We start from the raw sequence: 14,684 nt of genomic DNA, 5'->3' as shown, positions 1-14,684 counted from the left end.
TTGGTTCGCTAGGGATCACCTATCGGCATGTTTGACTTTACGCCTTAAGGCACGGTGATACGGAACTCTGTGTCAGGGTGTTGGCCGGCTCGCGCGATACGCAGCTTTTCAGGAGGCTTTCGGCCTTCTCAGCGGTGCAGGATTGGCCACGGCCACTTCAGCAATCTCTGCTGGCCCTGGATCCATCAGTGCCAGCACATCTTCAAAGAGCGAGCGCACCACAGGCAAGCGGCAGAGCACCGCAAACTTGGCGGCAACCGGTGCCATATTTTTCATCAGAAGTCTGGAACGGCGCTGCTGCGGCGACTGGTCGAAGGCCCACGCCGAGAAGATCTGGCGGGAAACCAGCAGCAAGAACTTCGGCAGATCGCGTCGTATGCCCAATGGGGGCAACGGGCGGGATCCGGAAACGACCTTCTCCCATATCTCCAATTCAATGCTGGAAATCTCGTCGTTGCGCATATCGCGCGCGAGCATCAAACGCAGGAACGCAGGCCCGAAATCGTGATACGGGGCCAACGCTTCGACGCCCGTGTCGAGTACTGCGCGAATGTTGGCTTCGAGGGTGTTTCCCTCAGTGAGCATTCCCGAGCATAGATCAAATTGCTCCCGGCGCAGGTTCAGCAGGAGCTGGGCAACGATCTCCTCTTTGGACTTGAAGTAGTAGTACGCATGCGACAGGGAGACCCCTGCGTTCGAAGCAATGGCGCGCATGCTCGAGGCTTTATATCCATCCTTGGCAAAGCACTCCAAAGCAGTCGCCAAGAGCTTGGCTTGGGTCTGCTGGCCTTTTTCGGTGCGAGGTTGCGTTGTCATGGAGCCTTTGGGTGGAAGTGGATGGCTCTGATTCTACCAATTATTTGAACGCGTTCAAAAAAGAAAAAATTTCATGCTGATGTACGGGAGGACGGTCACTGCACTATTTGTTTCCTCGAATTTATAGTCCGAAGACATGCAAGTGAGATATGAATTTAGGAAATCTTTGGTTTCTGAAACATGGTTGGCTTTCAACAGGTGAGAACGTGGCTGTAGCTACGCATGGGATACTTGTTGCGTAAGTGCTAATACAGCGGGACAGCGCGTAGGCACGGAACCCTCACCCTTTTGATTCATGGGCCGGGTCGTGCCCCTTTAGCGATGTTCTGGCGAACCACTTTGACAAGGACAATTTCATGGGCGATTCCACCGCCGGCAACAATTTGATTCGAACCAAGAACGCGGTTTTCGCTTCTTCAGGTTCTCCCTACTTCTCCACGGTGCTCACCTTGATGGGTGCGGTCGTGATTCTTTCGAATATTGGCGCCTCTAAAGGTGTCAGCTTCGGTCCGCTCATCACTGATGGCGGTTTCTTCCTCTTCCCGCTGGCCTACATTCTGGGCGACGTCATTTCGGAAGTTTACGGATTGAAGGCAGCTCGCCGTTCGATCCTGGTGACTTTCGCCTTGGCGTTCTTCGCGGTGTTCTGCTTCTGGGTCATGATCCAGTTGCCGTCAGCTGACTTCTACGACGGGCAAGAAGCGCTAGAACGCACCCTTGGCCCGATCTGGCAGATCGTCGTCGCCTCCGCCTGCGGCTTCCTGGTGGGGCAGTTCGCCAACTCATGGGTGCTGGTCAAGCTCAAGGAACGCACCGGCGAACGTGGGCTGATTCTCCGATTGATCGGCTCCAGCGGTGTTGGAGAATTCCTGGATACCCTGATCTTCTGTGCCATTGCAGCGCCAGTTATCGGCATCGCCGATGCACCGACATTCATCAACTACGTGGTGGTGGGCTTCGTCTACAAGACCGCCGTGGAGATCCTGTTTGTTCCGGTGACCTCGATGGTCATCAAATGGTTCAAAAAGCGCGAACCCGGCTACAGCCAAGCGACCGTCGCAAGCTAGTCATCCTGTGGGCATCATCCGTGAGGGCGATGCCCACAGCTGTATCCAGACACTAGAGTCGATGATATGCAGACAGGTCAAAGCCCTAGAGTCCAGCTAGCAGTACGTGACTTGACCATCGGCTATCCCCGTCGCGTGATCTGCGGGCCGATCAACCTGCAACTGGCTGCAGGTACTGGCTTAGGAATTATCGGTGCCAATGGCAGCGGAAAATCAACACTGATTCGCACGATCCTGGGACATCTCATTCCGGTTGAAGGCACCGTCGAGTTCCAAAGCCTTCCCGTGAATGAAAGCTCGGAGCATTTTCGCCGTACCGTCGCCGTGCAGGTCACCGACGGCGCGTTCTTCGAAGAGCTCACTGTGCGCGAGCATCTGGAAATGGTCGCCCGTGGACACGGACTGGATGATTGGGTCCAGGCAGTCCAGACGGAACTCGACTTCTTCGAAATCACTGCTGCTGCCGATCACCTGCCCGGGGAGCTATCTTCCGGCCAGCGCCGTAAGCTGCTGCTGGCCGCGGCCTTGATCCGGCCGGCAGAATTGCTGATTCTTGACGAACCGGAACAACGCCTGGACCTGCGCATCAGGCAGAAGCTGTACCAGCGGCTCGCCGGGGTACGCAGCGGGGGAACAACCTTGCTAGCGGTGACCCATGATCCGTTCATGCTGCGAAGCTGCATGGACCAGGTGCTGCTTCTGGATGAAGACGAGGGTGAACTGCTTGATCCGCAGGTAGGGGCGCAGTGGCTTGAGCGCTAGCAGGGTTGCAAGCCACGCCGTTGATTTCAATCCGCGAGAACTGGTCAACCGAGCCAAGAAGCGCCGAAACTTCTCCGAGAAATTCGACAGCTTTTCCGATGCCTATGTCTGGGTGCTGGCCGCGCTGGTGGCGTTGGCCTACCTCTTCAGCGCACTCTTTGGCATGCTGTTTGTGCTCTTGGGCGAGGGCGTAGCCCACCAGGAGCTGCCCAGCGCCGTCTGGCGCATGCAGGACCTGTCCTTCGTGCTATTGGCATTGGCAGGCTTGGCAACCCTCCGGCTCATGCTTTACCTGGGGCCTTGCGGGCTCAGCGCGGCCAAGGCCGACTGGTGGCTGCCGCTGCCGGTCGCGCTCCGGGCTATCCGCCAGCCGTCTTGGCGCAATGCGGTACTCACCGGGCTTTTCACAAGCAGCTTTGCAGGTGCGCTTTGGCTGATCGTGATGCTGGGGCTGGCCGGATCGCTCCCGTTGCCCGTTGCGGTCCTTGGGCTCGCTTGCTTCGCGGTGGCCGGCGTCGGGCTTGCCAACGCAGCCACTGCTATCCAGGGGATGAACCAGCAAATAGCTGCGCGACGGATCTGCGACTGGATGGGCCTCGGACTGCTCATCGCCCTGGCCATGTTGTGGATGCTCTTGATGTTCCGGATTCCTTGGTCCCAAAGCCTGGTTGGCGCTTTGGCTGCGGCCACCTTGAATCCGGCTGCCTGGACGCTCGCCTTTTTCGTTGTCCTGGCATTTAGCGGCGCGAGTACCTATTGTGCGTATCGTCATTTTGGCCAGATCCCGGGCCAAGCACTGCGTTCTGCCGGAGAGCACCAGCAATTCGCCATGGGGACTTTGATGCAGGGCGATTCGCGAGGCATCGCCGCTCCGGCACAGTCCGCTATTAGCCGCAGGCGCGCCCGCGGCAGCAAGCTCACCGCCAAGTTGCCGGTGGCGTGGCGTATTCTCTGCCTCCGCTTGCTGCGAGGAGGCCGTTGGCATTCGGTGGCCTGGTTCCTGCTCCTGGTTTTCGCGCTGGCCGCCACGGTTCAGCGAATTGCCAACCCGCTGAGCGCGGCGGCCTTTTATCTGGCTCTATGCGTGGTTCTTACCTTGAGCATTTCCACGACCATTGCTCCGCTCGTCTCCGAACAGCAGCTAACCCAGCTTCTAGGGATTTCGGAAGCGCGCCTGGTGCGGGCGGCAACGCTGTATGCGATGCTCTTTTCAGCCATCACCCTGCTGCTCTTGACCGGCGGGCTGGGAATGCTCGGCATGATATCCAGCTGGATCGCCTTTGGCTATGGATGGCCGCGGGCCTGGTCGCCGCGTTGGGGTGTGCTGCGGCAAGCAGTGCCCACGCCAGCAGGGAAGAACGTGACTGGGATGCATTACTCGGGGGAGCAACCAGCGATTCGGCCATGGCCACGTATCTTTTCCTGGAAACAGCCACTTTCATTCGGGTTGCTGCCACGTTCTCGCCAATTTTCTGCCTGGTGCTAAGCCCCGGTACTCCAATTCCCCCGTTGCTGTGGATCGCGGCAATGCTCTTTGGCGGAAATGCCCTGCTGCAAGTTTTCGGCAGGAAGCTTGGCGCGGTGGCGTAGGTAGTCTTGTGATATGAACGATTTGATTTCCATCCACAAGCCCGATGGGCTTTCCGCAGAATTGCTCTACTCAATACTGAAATTGCGTGCCGAGGTATTCATCGTCGAGCAGCGATCATGCTACCCGGACATCGATGGCCGCGATCTGGATGCCGACACTGTGCATCTGGTGGCCGCCGAGGGCGGAAAAGTGCTGTGCACGGTTCGAATCATGGAAATCGCAAGCGGCACTCCGCGCATTGGACGGGTTGCCACGGCTGCGGAAGCCCGTGGCCGGGGCCTTGCAGGGGAGCTCATGCAGCGTGCCGTGGCGCTTTGCGCTCCGGAGGCTAAGATCCAGCTCAGCGCCCAGACCCAGCTGGAGGGCTGGTACGGAAAGTTCGGTTTCCTCCGCTCCGGAGAAGACTATGACGATGACGGGATCATGCATTTGCCGATGACCCGCGCAGGGCAGAGAACTTCGGCCTAGAAAAGTCCAAGGCATCGATTCTCCATGCACTGCCCAGTGCGTGGAGAATCGATGCCTTGATTGCTTTGCGGCTCTTGCCTACGGGGCGACCAGCTGGCCCTGCGGATCCGGCTTGCCAGCGTAGTAGCTGGAGAGCACCTTGTCCTTGAGCTCGAAGAAGGTTCCGTCTTCGATCGCCTGGCGCGCGGATTCAACCAGCGAAACAGTGAACTGCTCATTGTGGATGGAAATCAAGGTGTGGCTGAGCAGTTCCTTGGCCTTGTACAGGTGGTGGATGTACGCACGGGTGAAGTTCTTGCAGGCATAGCACTCGCAGCCTTCCACCAGTGGAGTGAAATCGCGCTTGTAGCGTGCGCCGGAAAGATTGAAGCGGCCCCATGGGGTGTAGAACGCCGAGTTGCGCGCGACGCGAGTGGGCGAGACGCAGTCGAAGGTATCGGCTCCATTCTCAATCGCGGTGAAGACGTCATCCGGCTCGGAAATGCCCAGCAAGTGGCGTGGCTTGTTTTCTGGAAGCTCTTCGGCGCACCAGCCGACGATGGTTCCCAGATTTTCCTTTTCCAGGGCGCCACCGATGCCGAAGCCATCGAAAGCCATGGCACCCAGGTCCTGGCAGGCCTTGCGGCGGAGGTCTTCGTACTGGGCGCCCTGGATGACGCCGAACAGTGCCTGGTATTCCTTGCCTTCGCGGGAATCGGTCAATGCGAAGTGCTCGGCAATGCAGCGCTCGGCCCAGCGCCGGGTGCGCTCCAGCGACTCGACCTGGTAGCCTCGCGAATTCTGCAAGGTAGTCAGCTCGTCGAAGGCGAACATGATGTCCGCGCCGATCTGGTGCTGCACGCCCATGGAGATCTCAGGGGAGAAGCGGTGCTTGTTGCCGTCGAGATGGGACTTGAACCAGACGCCGTCCTCATCCACGTTGGCCAGGCGCTCCTTGCCTGGGGCCACGGCATCATCCGGACCAGACTGGTCTACGGACTTCATGTCGATGACCTTCTTGAAACCTGAACCCAAGCTCATGACTTGGAATCCGCCGGAGTCGGTGAAGGTCGGGCCCTGCCAGCCCATGAACTTGCCAAGTCCGCCGGCTTCATCGAGGATATCCGCGCCAGGCTGCAGATACAGGTGGTAGGCGTTGGACAGCACTGCCTGCGCGCCAAGCTCCTCGACCTGCACCGGGGTGACCGCCTTGACGGTAGCTTTGGTGCCTACCGCAATGAACGCGGGCGTCTTGATTTCGCCGTGCGGGGTGCGGATAACGCCGGTACGTCCCAGCATCGGGGAACCATCCGGAGCGGTCAGCCGGGTTCCGACTTCAAAGCCGAATTCTTCCTGGCGGGCATGCGGGGCACTGGGGTCAAAGTTCTTTTCGGGCACGTACCAAGTGTGCCGTATTAACCGCGCGGTGAGGAAAACGACAGGGGCAATGTGCGCCAAAACCTACCGCTTCACAAGGCAAAGCACGAATAATGGAGCGTACGTGTTGTGTCCAACGCGACGGAAGGAAAACGTGGGTCTGGAGAATCTGAAGGAATCCGCCAAGGCGCTCATTACGCTGGGGCCTGCCCGCAAGGACCATTGGATCGGCCTGCGCACCGGCATTGGTGTTTTTGCGCCTCTGATCACTCTCTTCGCGATTGACCGGCTGGACCTCGTGGTCTTTGCGGTTTTCGGCGCCTTTACCGGCGTGTACGGGCGTGTGGACGGCTACTGGAACCGCTTGCGGATGCAGGTCCGTTCCGGTGCCTTGTTCTTCGCGGTGATCGCTCTGGCTCTGGCCGCTTCGCACTGGTGGATCGACCATTCGGATCCTGGAATCAAGCAGTGGCAAGTCATTGGCGCGACGACGCTCGTTGCAGGCGCCTGCTCGGTGCTGGTGGGTTTCATGAGGCTGCGGCCTGGCGGCTCGCTATTCCACATCTTCGCCTTTGCGGCAATCGCTTCGATCCCTGTCCCGGCACCAATCGGCGAAGCCCTGCTCGTGGCGGCCCTGACGATCTTGCTGTCGGTAGCCATCGGTGCGGCCGGCGCGCTCGGGCAGTGGACCAGCTTGTGGAAGCGCACCCCGCTGCCTCCGCTGTCCGATAACGTCCGCAAGGCCATCTGGTGGGAAGGGCTGTTCTACATCCTGACTGCCGGCGTGGCCGGCGCCTTGGCCAATACCGTGGGCAGCAGCCTGGAAGCCGGGCACAACTACTGGGCGATGGTGGCCGCGGTGGTTCCCCTGGTGGGGCATACCACGACCTTGCGCATCCGGCGCGGCGTGCACCGTATGCTCGGAACCCTGGCAGGCATGATTCTGATGGCGATCCTGATCTTCCTGAACCCGCAGGTGTGGATCCTGCTCGCCTTCATTGCCTTGTGCCAGTTCATGGCCGAGCTCCTGGTCATGCGCAACTACTTCTTGGCGCAGGTCTTCATTACCCCGATGGCGCTCGTGGGCGTCTCGCTGGTGACCGGCCTGAGTGGCTCGGTGATGTACGACCGCGTGGTCGAGACCTTGATCGGCTGCACCGTCGGCATGCTCGGAGTGCTCTTGGGAAGCTGGGTTGGATCGATTATCAAGCGCAAGCAGGGAATCATTCCAAAGAGCGGGCAGTAGGGCTAGATATTCACTCCGACATGGGCTAATGCCTGACGGAGAATGTTTTCGCGACCGCCGGCAAACTCGCCCTGGATATCCGAGCTGAGTGCTTCGCTGGGCGAAAGCCAGGTCAGCTCCAACGCGTCGGAGCGAGGGCTGGTCTCGCCGCGTACCGGCACGATGTAGCACATGGAAACGGCGTGCTGACGATCATCGGTCAGGCCGGTCTCGCTCGGCGCCGGGAAGTATTCTGCAACGGTGAAGGGCACCGGCGATGCCGGAAGCTGCGGGAGCACCATGGTGCCCAGGTCCTTTTCGATGTGGCGGATCAAGGCGGCGCGAATGGTCTCGCGGTACATCACGCGCCCCGAAACGAAGGTGCGCAGCATGCGGCCGTCGTCATCGCCAGTGAGCAGCAGGCCCACCTCGTTGACGTAGCCAAGCGGGTCCAAGCGCACTGGAATGGCCTCGACGTAGAGCATCGGCAGGCGTTGCCGCGCCTCGTAGAGGTCTTCTTCAGAGAGCCATCCAGGGTATGGGTCAGGAGTGCGCACGTTCATGGTTCTATCTTCGTACACAAACCCCCGACAATCCGTGAAGCTGGATCTGTGTTGCCGAACTCACCTATGAAGGTTTCCTGCACCCCTAGTGCGCCGCATTCCCAAGCGATAAAATCGATAGAGCTATTTGAACTTCTTGCCCGGCGAGCAGCCGCAGGCCCCAGATGGCATTTCCTTTTTCCGAATCCTCGTGGAAGCAGATCCCTGCCGTGACGAACGCTCCAGAACGACTGAGCAAACAGAACTTCACCACGATCGCGGTGCTGATTGTTTCCAGCTTCGTGGTCATCTTGAACGAAACCATCATGAACGTGGCCTTGCCTGTTCTGATGGATGAATTCAACGTCACCGCTGACGCAATTCAGTGGCTGTCAACCATCTTCATGCTGACCATGGCCGTGGTCATTCCGATGACCGGCTTCTTGCTTCAGCGGATGAGTATACGCAATGTATTCGTCCTGGCCATGGGCCTATTCACCCTCGGCACTCTGCTCGCTGCCCTCGCACCGGGCCTGAGCGTCTTGCTGGTGGCCCGCGTAATCCAGGCCAGCGGCACCGCCATCATGATGCCGCTGCTGATGACCACCATCTTGCACCTGGTGCCTGCTGAACGCCGCGGCGTGCTGATGGGCAACGTATCCATCGTGATCTCCGTAGCTCCGGCCATCGGCCCGACGCTCTCCGGCCTGATCCTGCAGTACCTGTCGTGGCGATTCATGTTCATCGTGATCATCCCGGTCGCGGTAGCAGCTCTGCTGATCGGTACCCCTCGACTGTCCAGGGACGTCGACGGCGCCTCGACGCCGCTGTCCATTCCTTCATTGATTCTGGCGATCCCAGGTTTCGGCGGACTGGTCTACGGCCTCAGCGGCCTGTCGGTTGGCGTCACCCCGCTGAACCTGGGCATCCTTGTCGGCGCGGTTCTGTGCCTGCTCGCGTTCGTCTTCCTGCAGCTGAACCTGCAGAAGGAAGACAAGGCGCTGCTGGATCTGCGTCCGCTGAACTACAAGGATTTCACCCTTTCGCTGGTGCTGATGATGTTCTCGATGATCTCGCTGTTCGGCGTGATTATCCTGCTGCCGATGTTCTTCACCAACGTGCTGGGCATTGAAACCCTGACCACCGGTTTGATCATGCTCCCGGGCGGCCTGCTGATGGGTGTCCTGGCGCCGTTGGTTGGAAAGCTCTATGACAAGGTCGGTGCCCGTCCGCTGATCGTTCCCGGCGCCCTGGTGCTACTGGTTTCCCTGCTGGGCTACGCAATGATCCTTGACGCGGACACCCCGATCTGGCTGCTGGTCGTCATGCACCTGGTGATGAGCCTGGGCCTGGCCTTCATCTTCACCCCGGCCTTCACCACTGCGCTGAATCCGCTGCCGCACAGCCTGCACTCGCATGGTTCGGCCCTGCTGTCCACCTTGCAGCAGTTGGCTGGCGCCATGGGCACCGCCCTGCTGGTTGGTGTTGTAGCCTCATCCACCGCCGCGAAGATCGCGGCCGGCAGCGATCCGCTGACCGCTTCGGTTGAAGGCTTCCAGCCAGGCTTCCTGATCGGTGCCGGATGCAGCATCGGCATCGTTGTCATCGGCTTCCTGCTCGGCGGCAAGAAGAAATCGGTTGAAGCTGAAGCCGAGCCCGCGACGGTTCCGAGCCACTAAGCTGCCGGAGCGTGCAAGAGCCGCTGGATCCCATCGCGGGATCCAGCGGTTTTTTCATACCCGCGGGCAAGATTCTTCGCCTCCACGCAACTGGCCAGTAATGTAGATCACAAGACCACTGTCTACGAAGGGGTAAACATGCAGTTGCAGGATTCAGTCGCTCTGGTCACCGGAGGCCTATCGGGATTGGGACGCGCCACGGCGCAGAAGCTGGCCACCGGCGCCAGGCACGTGGTGGTACTCGACCTGCCGCGTGAAGACGGCGATGAAATCGCGGCTGAGATCGGCGCGAATGTCCGCTTCGTGCCAGGCGATGTCACTGACGCGCAGCAGGTGGCCACCGCCATCGAACGGGCCAAGGAACTTGGCACCCTGCGGGTGCTGGTCAATTGCGCCGGTGTCGCAACACCGGGCAAGGTGCTGGGCCGTGACGGAGTGCTGCCGCTGGAACGCTTCGCCAAGGTGCTGGACATCAATGTCAACGGCACCTTCAACGTGATCCGCCTGGCCGCAGAAGCCATGGCGCATAGCGAAGCGGTGAGCGATGAGCAGGGGACTACCGAACGCGGCGTCATCATCAACACCGCGTCGGTTGCCGCCTTTGACGGCCAGATCGGGCAGCCCGCCTACGCGGCCTCCAAGGGAGCTGTAGCGGCCATGACCCTTCCGCTGGCCCGCGAGCTGGCGAGCCACCAGATCCGCGTCATGACCATCGCCCCAGGCATTTTCCACACGCCGATGATGGCAGGCCTGCCGCAGGCTGCCCAGGACTCGCTCGGCGCCCAGGTGCCGCATCCTTCGCGGCTGGGACGTCCGGAAGAATACGCGGCATTGGTGGAGCACATCGTGGCCAACCCGATGCTCAACGGCGAAACCATTCGCCTTGATGGCGCCATCCGCATGGCGCCGCGCTAAGCACCCGTGGCGGGCGCGGCAGGGCCTAGAACTCTATGGGCTTGCCGCGCTGCGCACGGTGCTCGGCGTGGCTGATCTGGAACCGGCGGTTCTCGGCCATCAGGAAGACCAGCAAGGCCATGAAGATCCAGATCGCGCAGACCCACAGCGGTGCGGACCCGTTGAGCCAGCCCTGGATGGCAGCGGCGATCATGCAGATTCCGAACCCGCTGGCAAAGGCGTGGCGGCCGCGCTCCGAATGGGCGACAGCGGCGGCGAGCACGGCGACTCCGGCGGTAACCAGGGCAGCATGGATTCCATGCCCACCGTCATTCCACCCGGCGGCAGCAAACCAGAGCTGCAGGGTATAGACCAGGCTGGAACCGGCCAAGAAGCTTATCGGGGCATCCGTTGCCCAGCGCTCCAAGCGGGTTCGCGCAGTATTCCTGTTCAGCTGGAGCACGCCATACAGGGATAGCAACGAAGCGATGGTCGCCAGGATGGTCGCGCTGATGGCCAAGAACCCGGAAGCCAGGGTAATGGCGCAGGCCATCAGCGCCGTTGCCGGGATCGCATAAATGGAAATGATTCGCTGGCGTCGCGCCGAAAGCTGGTCTCGGCGCAGCGAGAACGCGGCGCCGAGGATCAGTGCGATGGCTATGGCTGGCCAGAGCACCGAATGCACCAGGCTGGTATCCAGCAGGCTCGCTTGGGCACGTCCATGCAAGCCGGAAGACGACGCCAACGTGGTGAGCAGCAGCAGCAAGCCCGATGCCCCCAGCAGGTATCCGCGTACCTTGTCGAAAGGTTCCACCGCAGGGTTGGGGCGATGATCCGGCGCCGCATACGGCAACTCGAATGTGCTCTGTTCGCCTGCCGCTGCCATGGCGGATCGGGCCGAGGCCACGAGGGAGTCAAGTTGCGGGGTCGACTGGTGCTCGGCCATCTTGCCTTCATCCTTATCGGTCACGGGATCATAGGCACCAGACTAGGGCAATTCGTCCCGCATGAGAAGGAGTTATCGGGATGACGGGGCTTCCAGTAAGCGTTGTCCAGAGCTGAAGCTGCGCTCGGCACCGGTCAATGGATCGGTGAAGGAAATGGTGTGCGCCAGCAACTGCAGCGGGCGCCGGTAGTCATCCGGAGCCAGATCCCAGAGCCGTGGGTAGAACGCATCATTGATGATGCCCAGGCCCAAGGATGCCAAGTGGACCCGCAGCTGATGGGTCTTGCCCGAATGCGGCTCCAGATCCATCAAGGCAACCTCCGTCCCGGAATGGAAACCGGTGCTCGTCCCGGTTGCCTCGAGCTTGATCAAGGTCAGGGCGTTCGGCTCGCCTTCTTCCACAATTGAACGCAGCTGGCCCTTGACCTTGGACATCCGGTTTTCGAAGACCAACGGCATGCGTTGGAGCAGGTCGCGCAGTTCCGACTCCGTCTTGGCCTGCGAATGCTCGCCGTTGGGCTGCAGCACCCGTCCGGTTTCCAAGCCTTCGCCGGGCTGCAGGGCGACGACCGCCTTGTAGCGCTTGGCGATCTCGCGGCGCTCGAAGAGCATCTGGTAGGCGCCGCGGGTTTCCGGGTTTACGGCGAAGAGGATCACCCCGGCGGTGGCCCGGTCCAGCCGGTGCATCGGCACCAGATCGTCGATGCCGGTTTGGTTGCGCAGCCGCACCAGGGCGGATTCCTGGATGAAGCGTCCACCGGGTGTGGTGGGGAGGAAGTGCGGCTTGTCCACCACCAGCAGGTGCTCGTCCTGGTGGAGGATCTTGGCTTCGAAGGGGATCGGGGTCTCCACCGGCAGCGAGCGGTAGTACCAGATGAACTCGTGCTCGCCCATGGGCGTCTGCCGGTCCAGCTTCACCCCGCCGATTCCCACGATCTCGCCGTCATCGAAGCGGCGCAGGATGCCCTCGGGGTCCACATGCCCGAACCGTTCGAGCAGATACTGGGCCACCGTGTCCCATGGCCCGGTGCGCGGCAGGTGCAGACGGGTGGCGTTGACGCCGTTGCGGACGGGGAGCGGAGATGCCATGGCCATGGCTCCCATTCTTTCATCTTTGCCTGCGTGGATTCACGGACGATATTCATAACTAGTAATTGCGTGTTTTTCTAAGCTATCTGCTTCATCGGAGAACACACGACCACCAACATCGGATGCGCAAGGGCTGATAATGCCGTTTGATGATTTCGAGCATGCTTGACACTACCGGATCACTGATGCCAAAAAATCGGCTTGACCTGGACTCAAAGAAAAGCACGATTTTCGACTCCAAAGAACGGAGGTGACCAATTACCAACCGATCATTCGGCCAGAATGATTGCATGTCAATTATTTTCTGCAAGCATCACAACCAATCGGACTTGCGAGCCCGGCTGAACCCTGGTTCGTCGGTCGAAGCGATCACGAAGGGTATCTTGCACAGCGCGTTCTTGGTCGAGACCGAAGAGCGTAACATGCGCGAGTCGTAGTAGCGCGCCGTATTCCTAAAGCAACGCGAATTCACGGTGAGGTACTTTGAACAGGAGCACCGGTTAACCCAGATTTTTCATCAGGGCTCCGACGCCACCCAAATCCATTCCCAAAGGATTCCCGGCGGCCGTCTCCGCTTCTGCCCACGTCACAGAGCGCCTGAACCACCGACGCGCAATGCCAGGCTCCACCGACCCGGGCTGAAAAGACCTTTCGAAACCAAAGAACCAACAGGACACCCACCAGTTCAGGCGGCCAGCTCACCGTGCCGCCACCGCTGAAATAACGAGCCGATGCGCTCATTTAGTTGGCATAACAACTTCACTTCGGGTGCTTTTTCAGGAATCAGCAACATGCGCTGCCGGCCACCAGAGACAATCTTCCCGGCTATCGAAAACAGCCGGTACCTCCACCTTTTCAGATCCCAGTACCCAGCTTCATGCCCACCGGGCAGCACGGCCAGTTGCAGCCACGACACCAGATTCACTGCGAGCATTGCCAAGTCAGCCCACGCCTGGTTCGAGGCGAAAGACCAGTACGGCAGTTTGCCCAGCCCCGTGCTCTTCAGGGTTTTGATCCGGTTTTCGCACCGGCCTCGTGCCCGGTGCCGGGCATCGAGGAACGCCACGTTGAACCGCGGACTATTGGTCAAGAACGCAGTCACCCTGTTCCCGTCGGTATCGAATAAGGTCGCTTTCGCTCCGGGGTGCAACGGCTCAGCCCGCAAATAAATTCGGGTTCCCGAAGGGTAGTCCTTCAGCTCCATCACCTTGCTCGCGTCGATCACCCATGCATCATCACGCTGATCCCCGTCAGCATCCAGGGCTGGTTCCCAGTATTTCTTCTCATCGAACCACCGAATGAACCGCTCCTTGAGCACCGGCAGCGAATAGGAGGTGGAGAACTGGATCCCCAATGACTGCAGGTGGTGCAAGAACCCGCGGCATGAACCGGCGCTATCGGTGCGGACCAGAATCTTCTCTCCTTGCAGGTTTCCGTGTTGGTCATAGAAATCGTCAGGCAGTTGGGCCAACGCCTGGTTGAGCACTTCGATATGGGATTTCGCGGAATTCGCGCCCCGGTTTCCCGGGCGCAGGTGCACGGCGAGGACTTCGCCGGTGCCGTTGGCTTTGCCGTAATCGGCCATGGCGATCATGGGTGAGAATCCGTACCCGCCTTTGTAGGTTCCTGCGCTGGATTCCTTGTCTGAGTGGACATGAACCAGGGAGGCATCAAGGTCGATGATCAGCGGGTTGGTGGGCGTGGCCAGCCGGGCTGGGTTCCGTGGCCCGGCCGCAGCCCAGATTTTGGAGCGCAGGCTGCGGGTCATGGTGGCGAACCCGTAGGAGAAGGCTTCTGGCTGGTCCTTGATGCGTCCCATGAACCTGCTGACCGTCGCATCGGACGCTACGCGTCCGAAGAGATCTGGTGCGACGCGCAGCTGGTCGATGTCTGCGGCTTGCTCGCCGCCAGCAGCAAGGGACAGGGCCAGCGCACCAAGGATCTTTCCTGGCCGGTGCGTCGCGGTGGCTGGCACGAATTGGCTGAGCCGGTCTTCGCAGAGTTGGCGGAAGTCCAAGGCGTTCAGGAAGCTTGTCAGCACCGACAACCCAGCATGGGAGACCAAGGCTTGACCGGTGAGTTGGGTCGGGAGGGCAGGGAAAACGTGGGTAGAATGGTTCACTGAAAAGGTGATCCTTGATTTCGGTGGAATAGAAGCTAGACACTCCTATTATCCCAAGTCCGGATCGCTTTTTCGTTTTAATGACTGTTAATGACGTACCTGCCATGAAACCACTGCGCTAGTCACC

The 14,684-nt window shown here is 60.2% G+C and carries 13 protein-coding genes; 7 read left to right on the top strand and 6 right to left on the bottom strand.

Going from position 1 to position 14,684, the window contains the following annotated elements; translation table 11 throughout:
- Positions 1-108: 108 nt before the first annotated feature.
- Positions 109-816, bottom strand: coding sequence for a TetR/AcrR family transcriptional regulator (locus tag ACRDT3_RS05210; RefSeq protein ID WP_431491968.1), 708 nt, complete (start codon positions 814-816; stop codon positions 109-111).
- Positions 817-1,172: 356 nt separating this feature from the next.
- Here ACRDT3_RS05210 and ACRDT3_RS05205 point away from each other — a divergent pair, with 356 nt between their 5' ends.
- The 4 genes from ACRDT3_RS05205 (at position 1,173) to ACRDT3_RS05190 (ending at position 4,704) form a co-directional block, all read left to right on the top strand.
- Entirely contained in the window at positions 1,173-1,883 is a 711-nt protein-coding gene (locus tag ACRDT3_RS05205; RefSeq protein ID WP_431491967.1) for a queuosine precursor transporter, read from the top strand.
- Positions 1,884-1,994: 111 nt separating this feature from the next.
- Positions 1,995-2,645 carry an ABC transporter ATP-binding protein gene (locus tag ACRDT3_RS05200; RefSeq protein ID WP_431491966.1) on the top strand — a complete coding sequence of 217 codons (651 nt, stop codon included), beginning with the start codon at positions 1,995-1,997 and terminating at the stop codon, positions 2,643-2,645.
- Positions 2,635-4,131, top strand: coding sequence for a hypothetical protein (locus ACRDT3_RS05195; RefSeq protein WP_431491965.1), 1,497 nt, complete (start codon positions 2,635-2,637; stop codon positions 4,129-4,131). Before ACRDT3_RS05200 ends, ACRDT3_RS05195 begins: the two co-directional genes overlap by 11 nt.
- 117 nt (positions 4,132-4,248) lie before the next feature.
- Positions 4,249-4,704: a GNAT family N-acetyltransferase gene (locus tag ACRDT3_RS05190; RefSeq protein WP_431491964.1), complete on the top strand. Its 456-nt coding sequence runs from the start codon at positions 4,249-4,251 to the stop codon at positions 4,702-4,704.
- Between the two features lie 78 nt (positions 4,705-4,782).
- Here ACRDT3_RS05190 and tgt read toward each other — a convergent pair whose 3' ends face one another.
- The gene (gene tgt / locus ACRDT3_RS05185) at positions 4,783-6,081 is read right to left on the bottom strand and encodes a tRNA guanosine(34) transglycosylase Tgt (RefSeq protein WP_431491963.1); all 1,299 of its coding nucleotides are present in this window, start codon (positions 6,079-6,081) and stop codon (positions 4,783-4,785) included.
- A gap of 133 nt (positions 6,082-6,214) precedes the next feature.
- On the opposite strand from tgt, the gene ACRDT3_RS05180 reads away from it, so the two are divergent.
- Positions 6,215-7,306, top strand: a complete 1,092-nt coding sequence (locus ACRDT3_RS05180; RefSeq protein WP_431491962.1) for an FUSC family protein — start codon at positions 6,215-6,217, stop codon at positions 7,304-7,306.
- Between the two features lie 2 nt (positions 7,307-7,308).
- Here ACRDT3_RS05180 and ACRDT3_RS05175 read toward each other — a convergent pair whose 3' ends face one another.
- Positions 7,309-7,848, bottom strand: coding sequence for an NUDIX hydrolase family protein (locus tag ACRDT3_RS05175; protein WP_105658590.1), 540 nt, complete (start codon positions 7,846-7,848; stop codon positions 7,309-7,311).
- A gap of 209 nt (positions 7,849-8,057) precedes the next feature.
- On the opposite strand from ACRDT3_RS05175, the gene ACRDT3_RS05170 reads away from it, so the two are divergent.
- Both ACRDT3_RS05170 and ACRDT3_RS05165 read left to right on the top strand, forming a co-directional pair.
- Positions 8,058-9,506: an MDR family MFS transporter gene (locus tag ACRDT3_RS05170; RefSeq protein ID WP_431491961.1), complete on the top strand. Its 1,449-nt coding sequence runs from the start codon at positions 8,058-8,060 to the stop codon at positions 9,504-9,506.
- A 138-nt stretch (positions 9,507-9,644) separates the two neighbouring features.
- A complete protein-coding gene (locus ACRDT3_RS05165) occupies positions 9,645-10,421 on the top strand; it encodes a 3-hydroxyacyl-CoA dehydrogenase (RefSeq protein WP_431491960.1) in 777 nt (258 codons plus the stop codon).
- Positions 10,422-10,446: 25 nt separating this feature from the next.
- Here the strand turns inward: ACRDT3_RS05165 and ACRDT3_RS05160 are convergent, their stop codons facing one another.
- The 3 genes from ACRDT3_RS05160 to ACRDT3_RS05150 all read right to left on the bottom strand — a co-directional run bounded on the left by ACRDT3_RS05160 (position 10,447) and on the right by ACRDT3_RS05150 (position 14,557).
- On the bottom strand, positions 10,447-11,370 hold the full coding sequence (locus tag ACRDT3_RS05160; protein WP_431491959.1) for a hypothetical protein: 924 nt from the start codon (positions 11,368-11,370) through the stop codon (positions 10,447-10,449).
- 48 nt (positions 11,371-11,418) lie between these two features.
- Entirely contained in the window at positions 11,419-12,435 is a 1,017-nt protein-coding gene (locus tag ACRDT3_RS05155; protein WP_431491958.1) for a pseudouridine synthase, read from the bottom strand.
- 685 nt (positions 12,436-13,120) lie between these two features.
- Positions 13,121-14,557: an IS1380 family transposase gene (locus tag ACRDT3_RS05150; RefSeq protein WP_431491957.1), complete on the bottom strand. Its 1,437-nt coding sequence runs from the start codon at positions 14,555-14,557 to the stop codon at positions 13,121-13,123.
- Between the last annotated feature and the right edge of the window lie 127 nt (positions 14,558-14,684).

The sequence above is a fragment of the Glutamicibacter sp. genome (genome assembly GCF_050701915.1).
Classification (GTDB): domain Bacteria; phylum Actinomycetota; class Actinomycetes; order Actinomycetales; family Micrococcaceae; genus Glutamicibacter.
The sequence above is the reverse complement of the archived record's forward strand: the minus strand, read 5'-3'. Positions and strand labels throughout refer to the sequence as shown.

Bases quoted from the DNA above. Each gene is read 5' to 3' on its own strand.
- ACRDT3_RS05205 (WP_431491967.1), top strand. From the start codon at position 1,173: ATGGGCGATTCCACCGCCGGCAACAATTTGATTCGAACCAAGAACGCG.
- ACRDT3_RS05155 (WP_431491958.1), bottom strand. From the start codon at position 12,435: ATGGCATCTCCGCTCCCCGTCCGCAACGGCGTCAACGCCACCCGTCTG.
- ACRDT3_RS05175 (WP_105658590.1), bottom strand. From the start codon at position 7,848: ATGAACGTGCGCACTCCTGACCCATACCCTGGATGGCTCTCTGAAGAA.
- ACRDT3_RS05165 (WP_431491960.1), top strand. From the start codon at position 9,645: ATGCAGTTGCAGGATTCAGTCGCTCTGGTCACCGGAGGCCTATCGGGA.
- ACRDT3_RS05190 (WP_431491964.1), top strand. From the start codon at position 4,249: ATGAACGATTTGATTTCCATCCACAAGCCCGATGGGCTTTCCGCAGAA.
- ACRDT3_RS05210 (WP_431491968.1), bottom strand. From the start codon at position 816: ATGACAACGCAACCTCGCACCGAAAAAGGCCAGCAGACCCAAGCCAAG.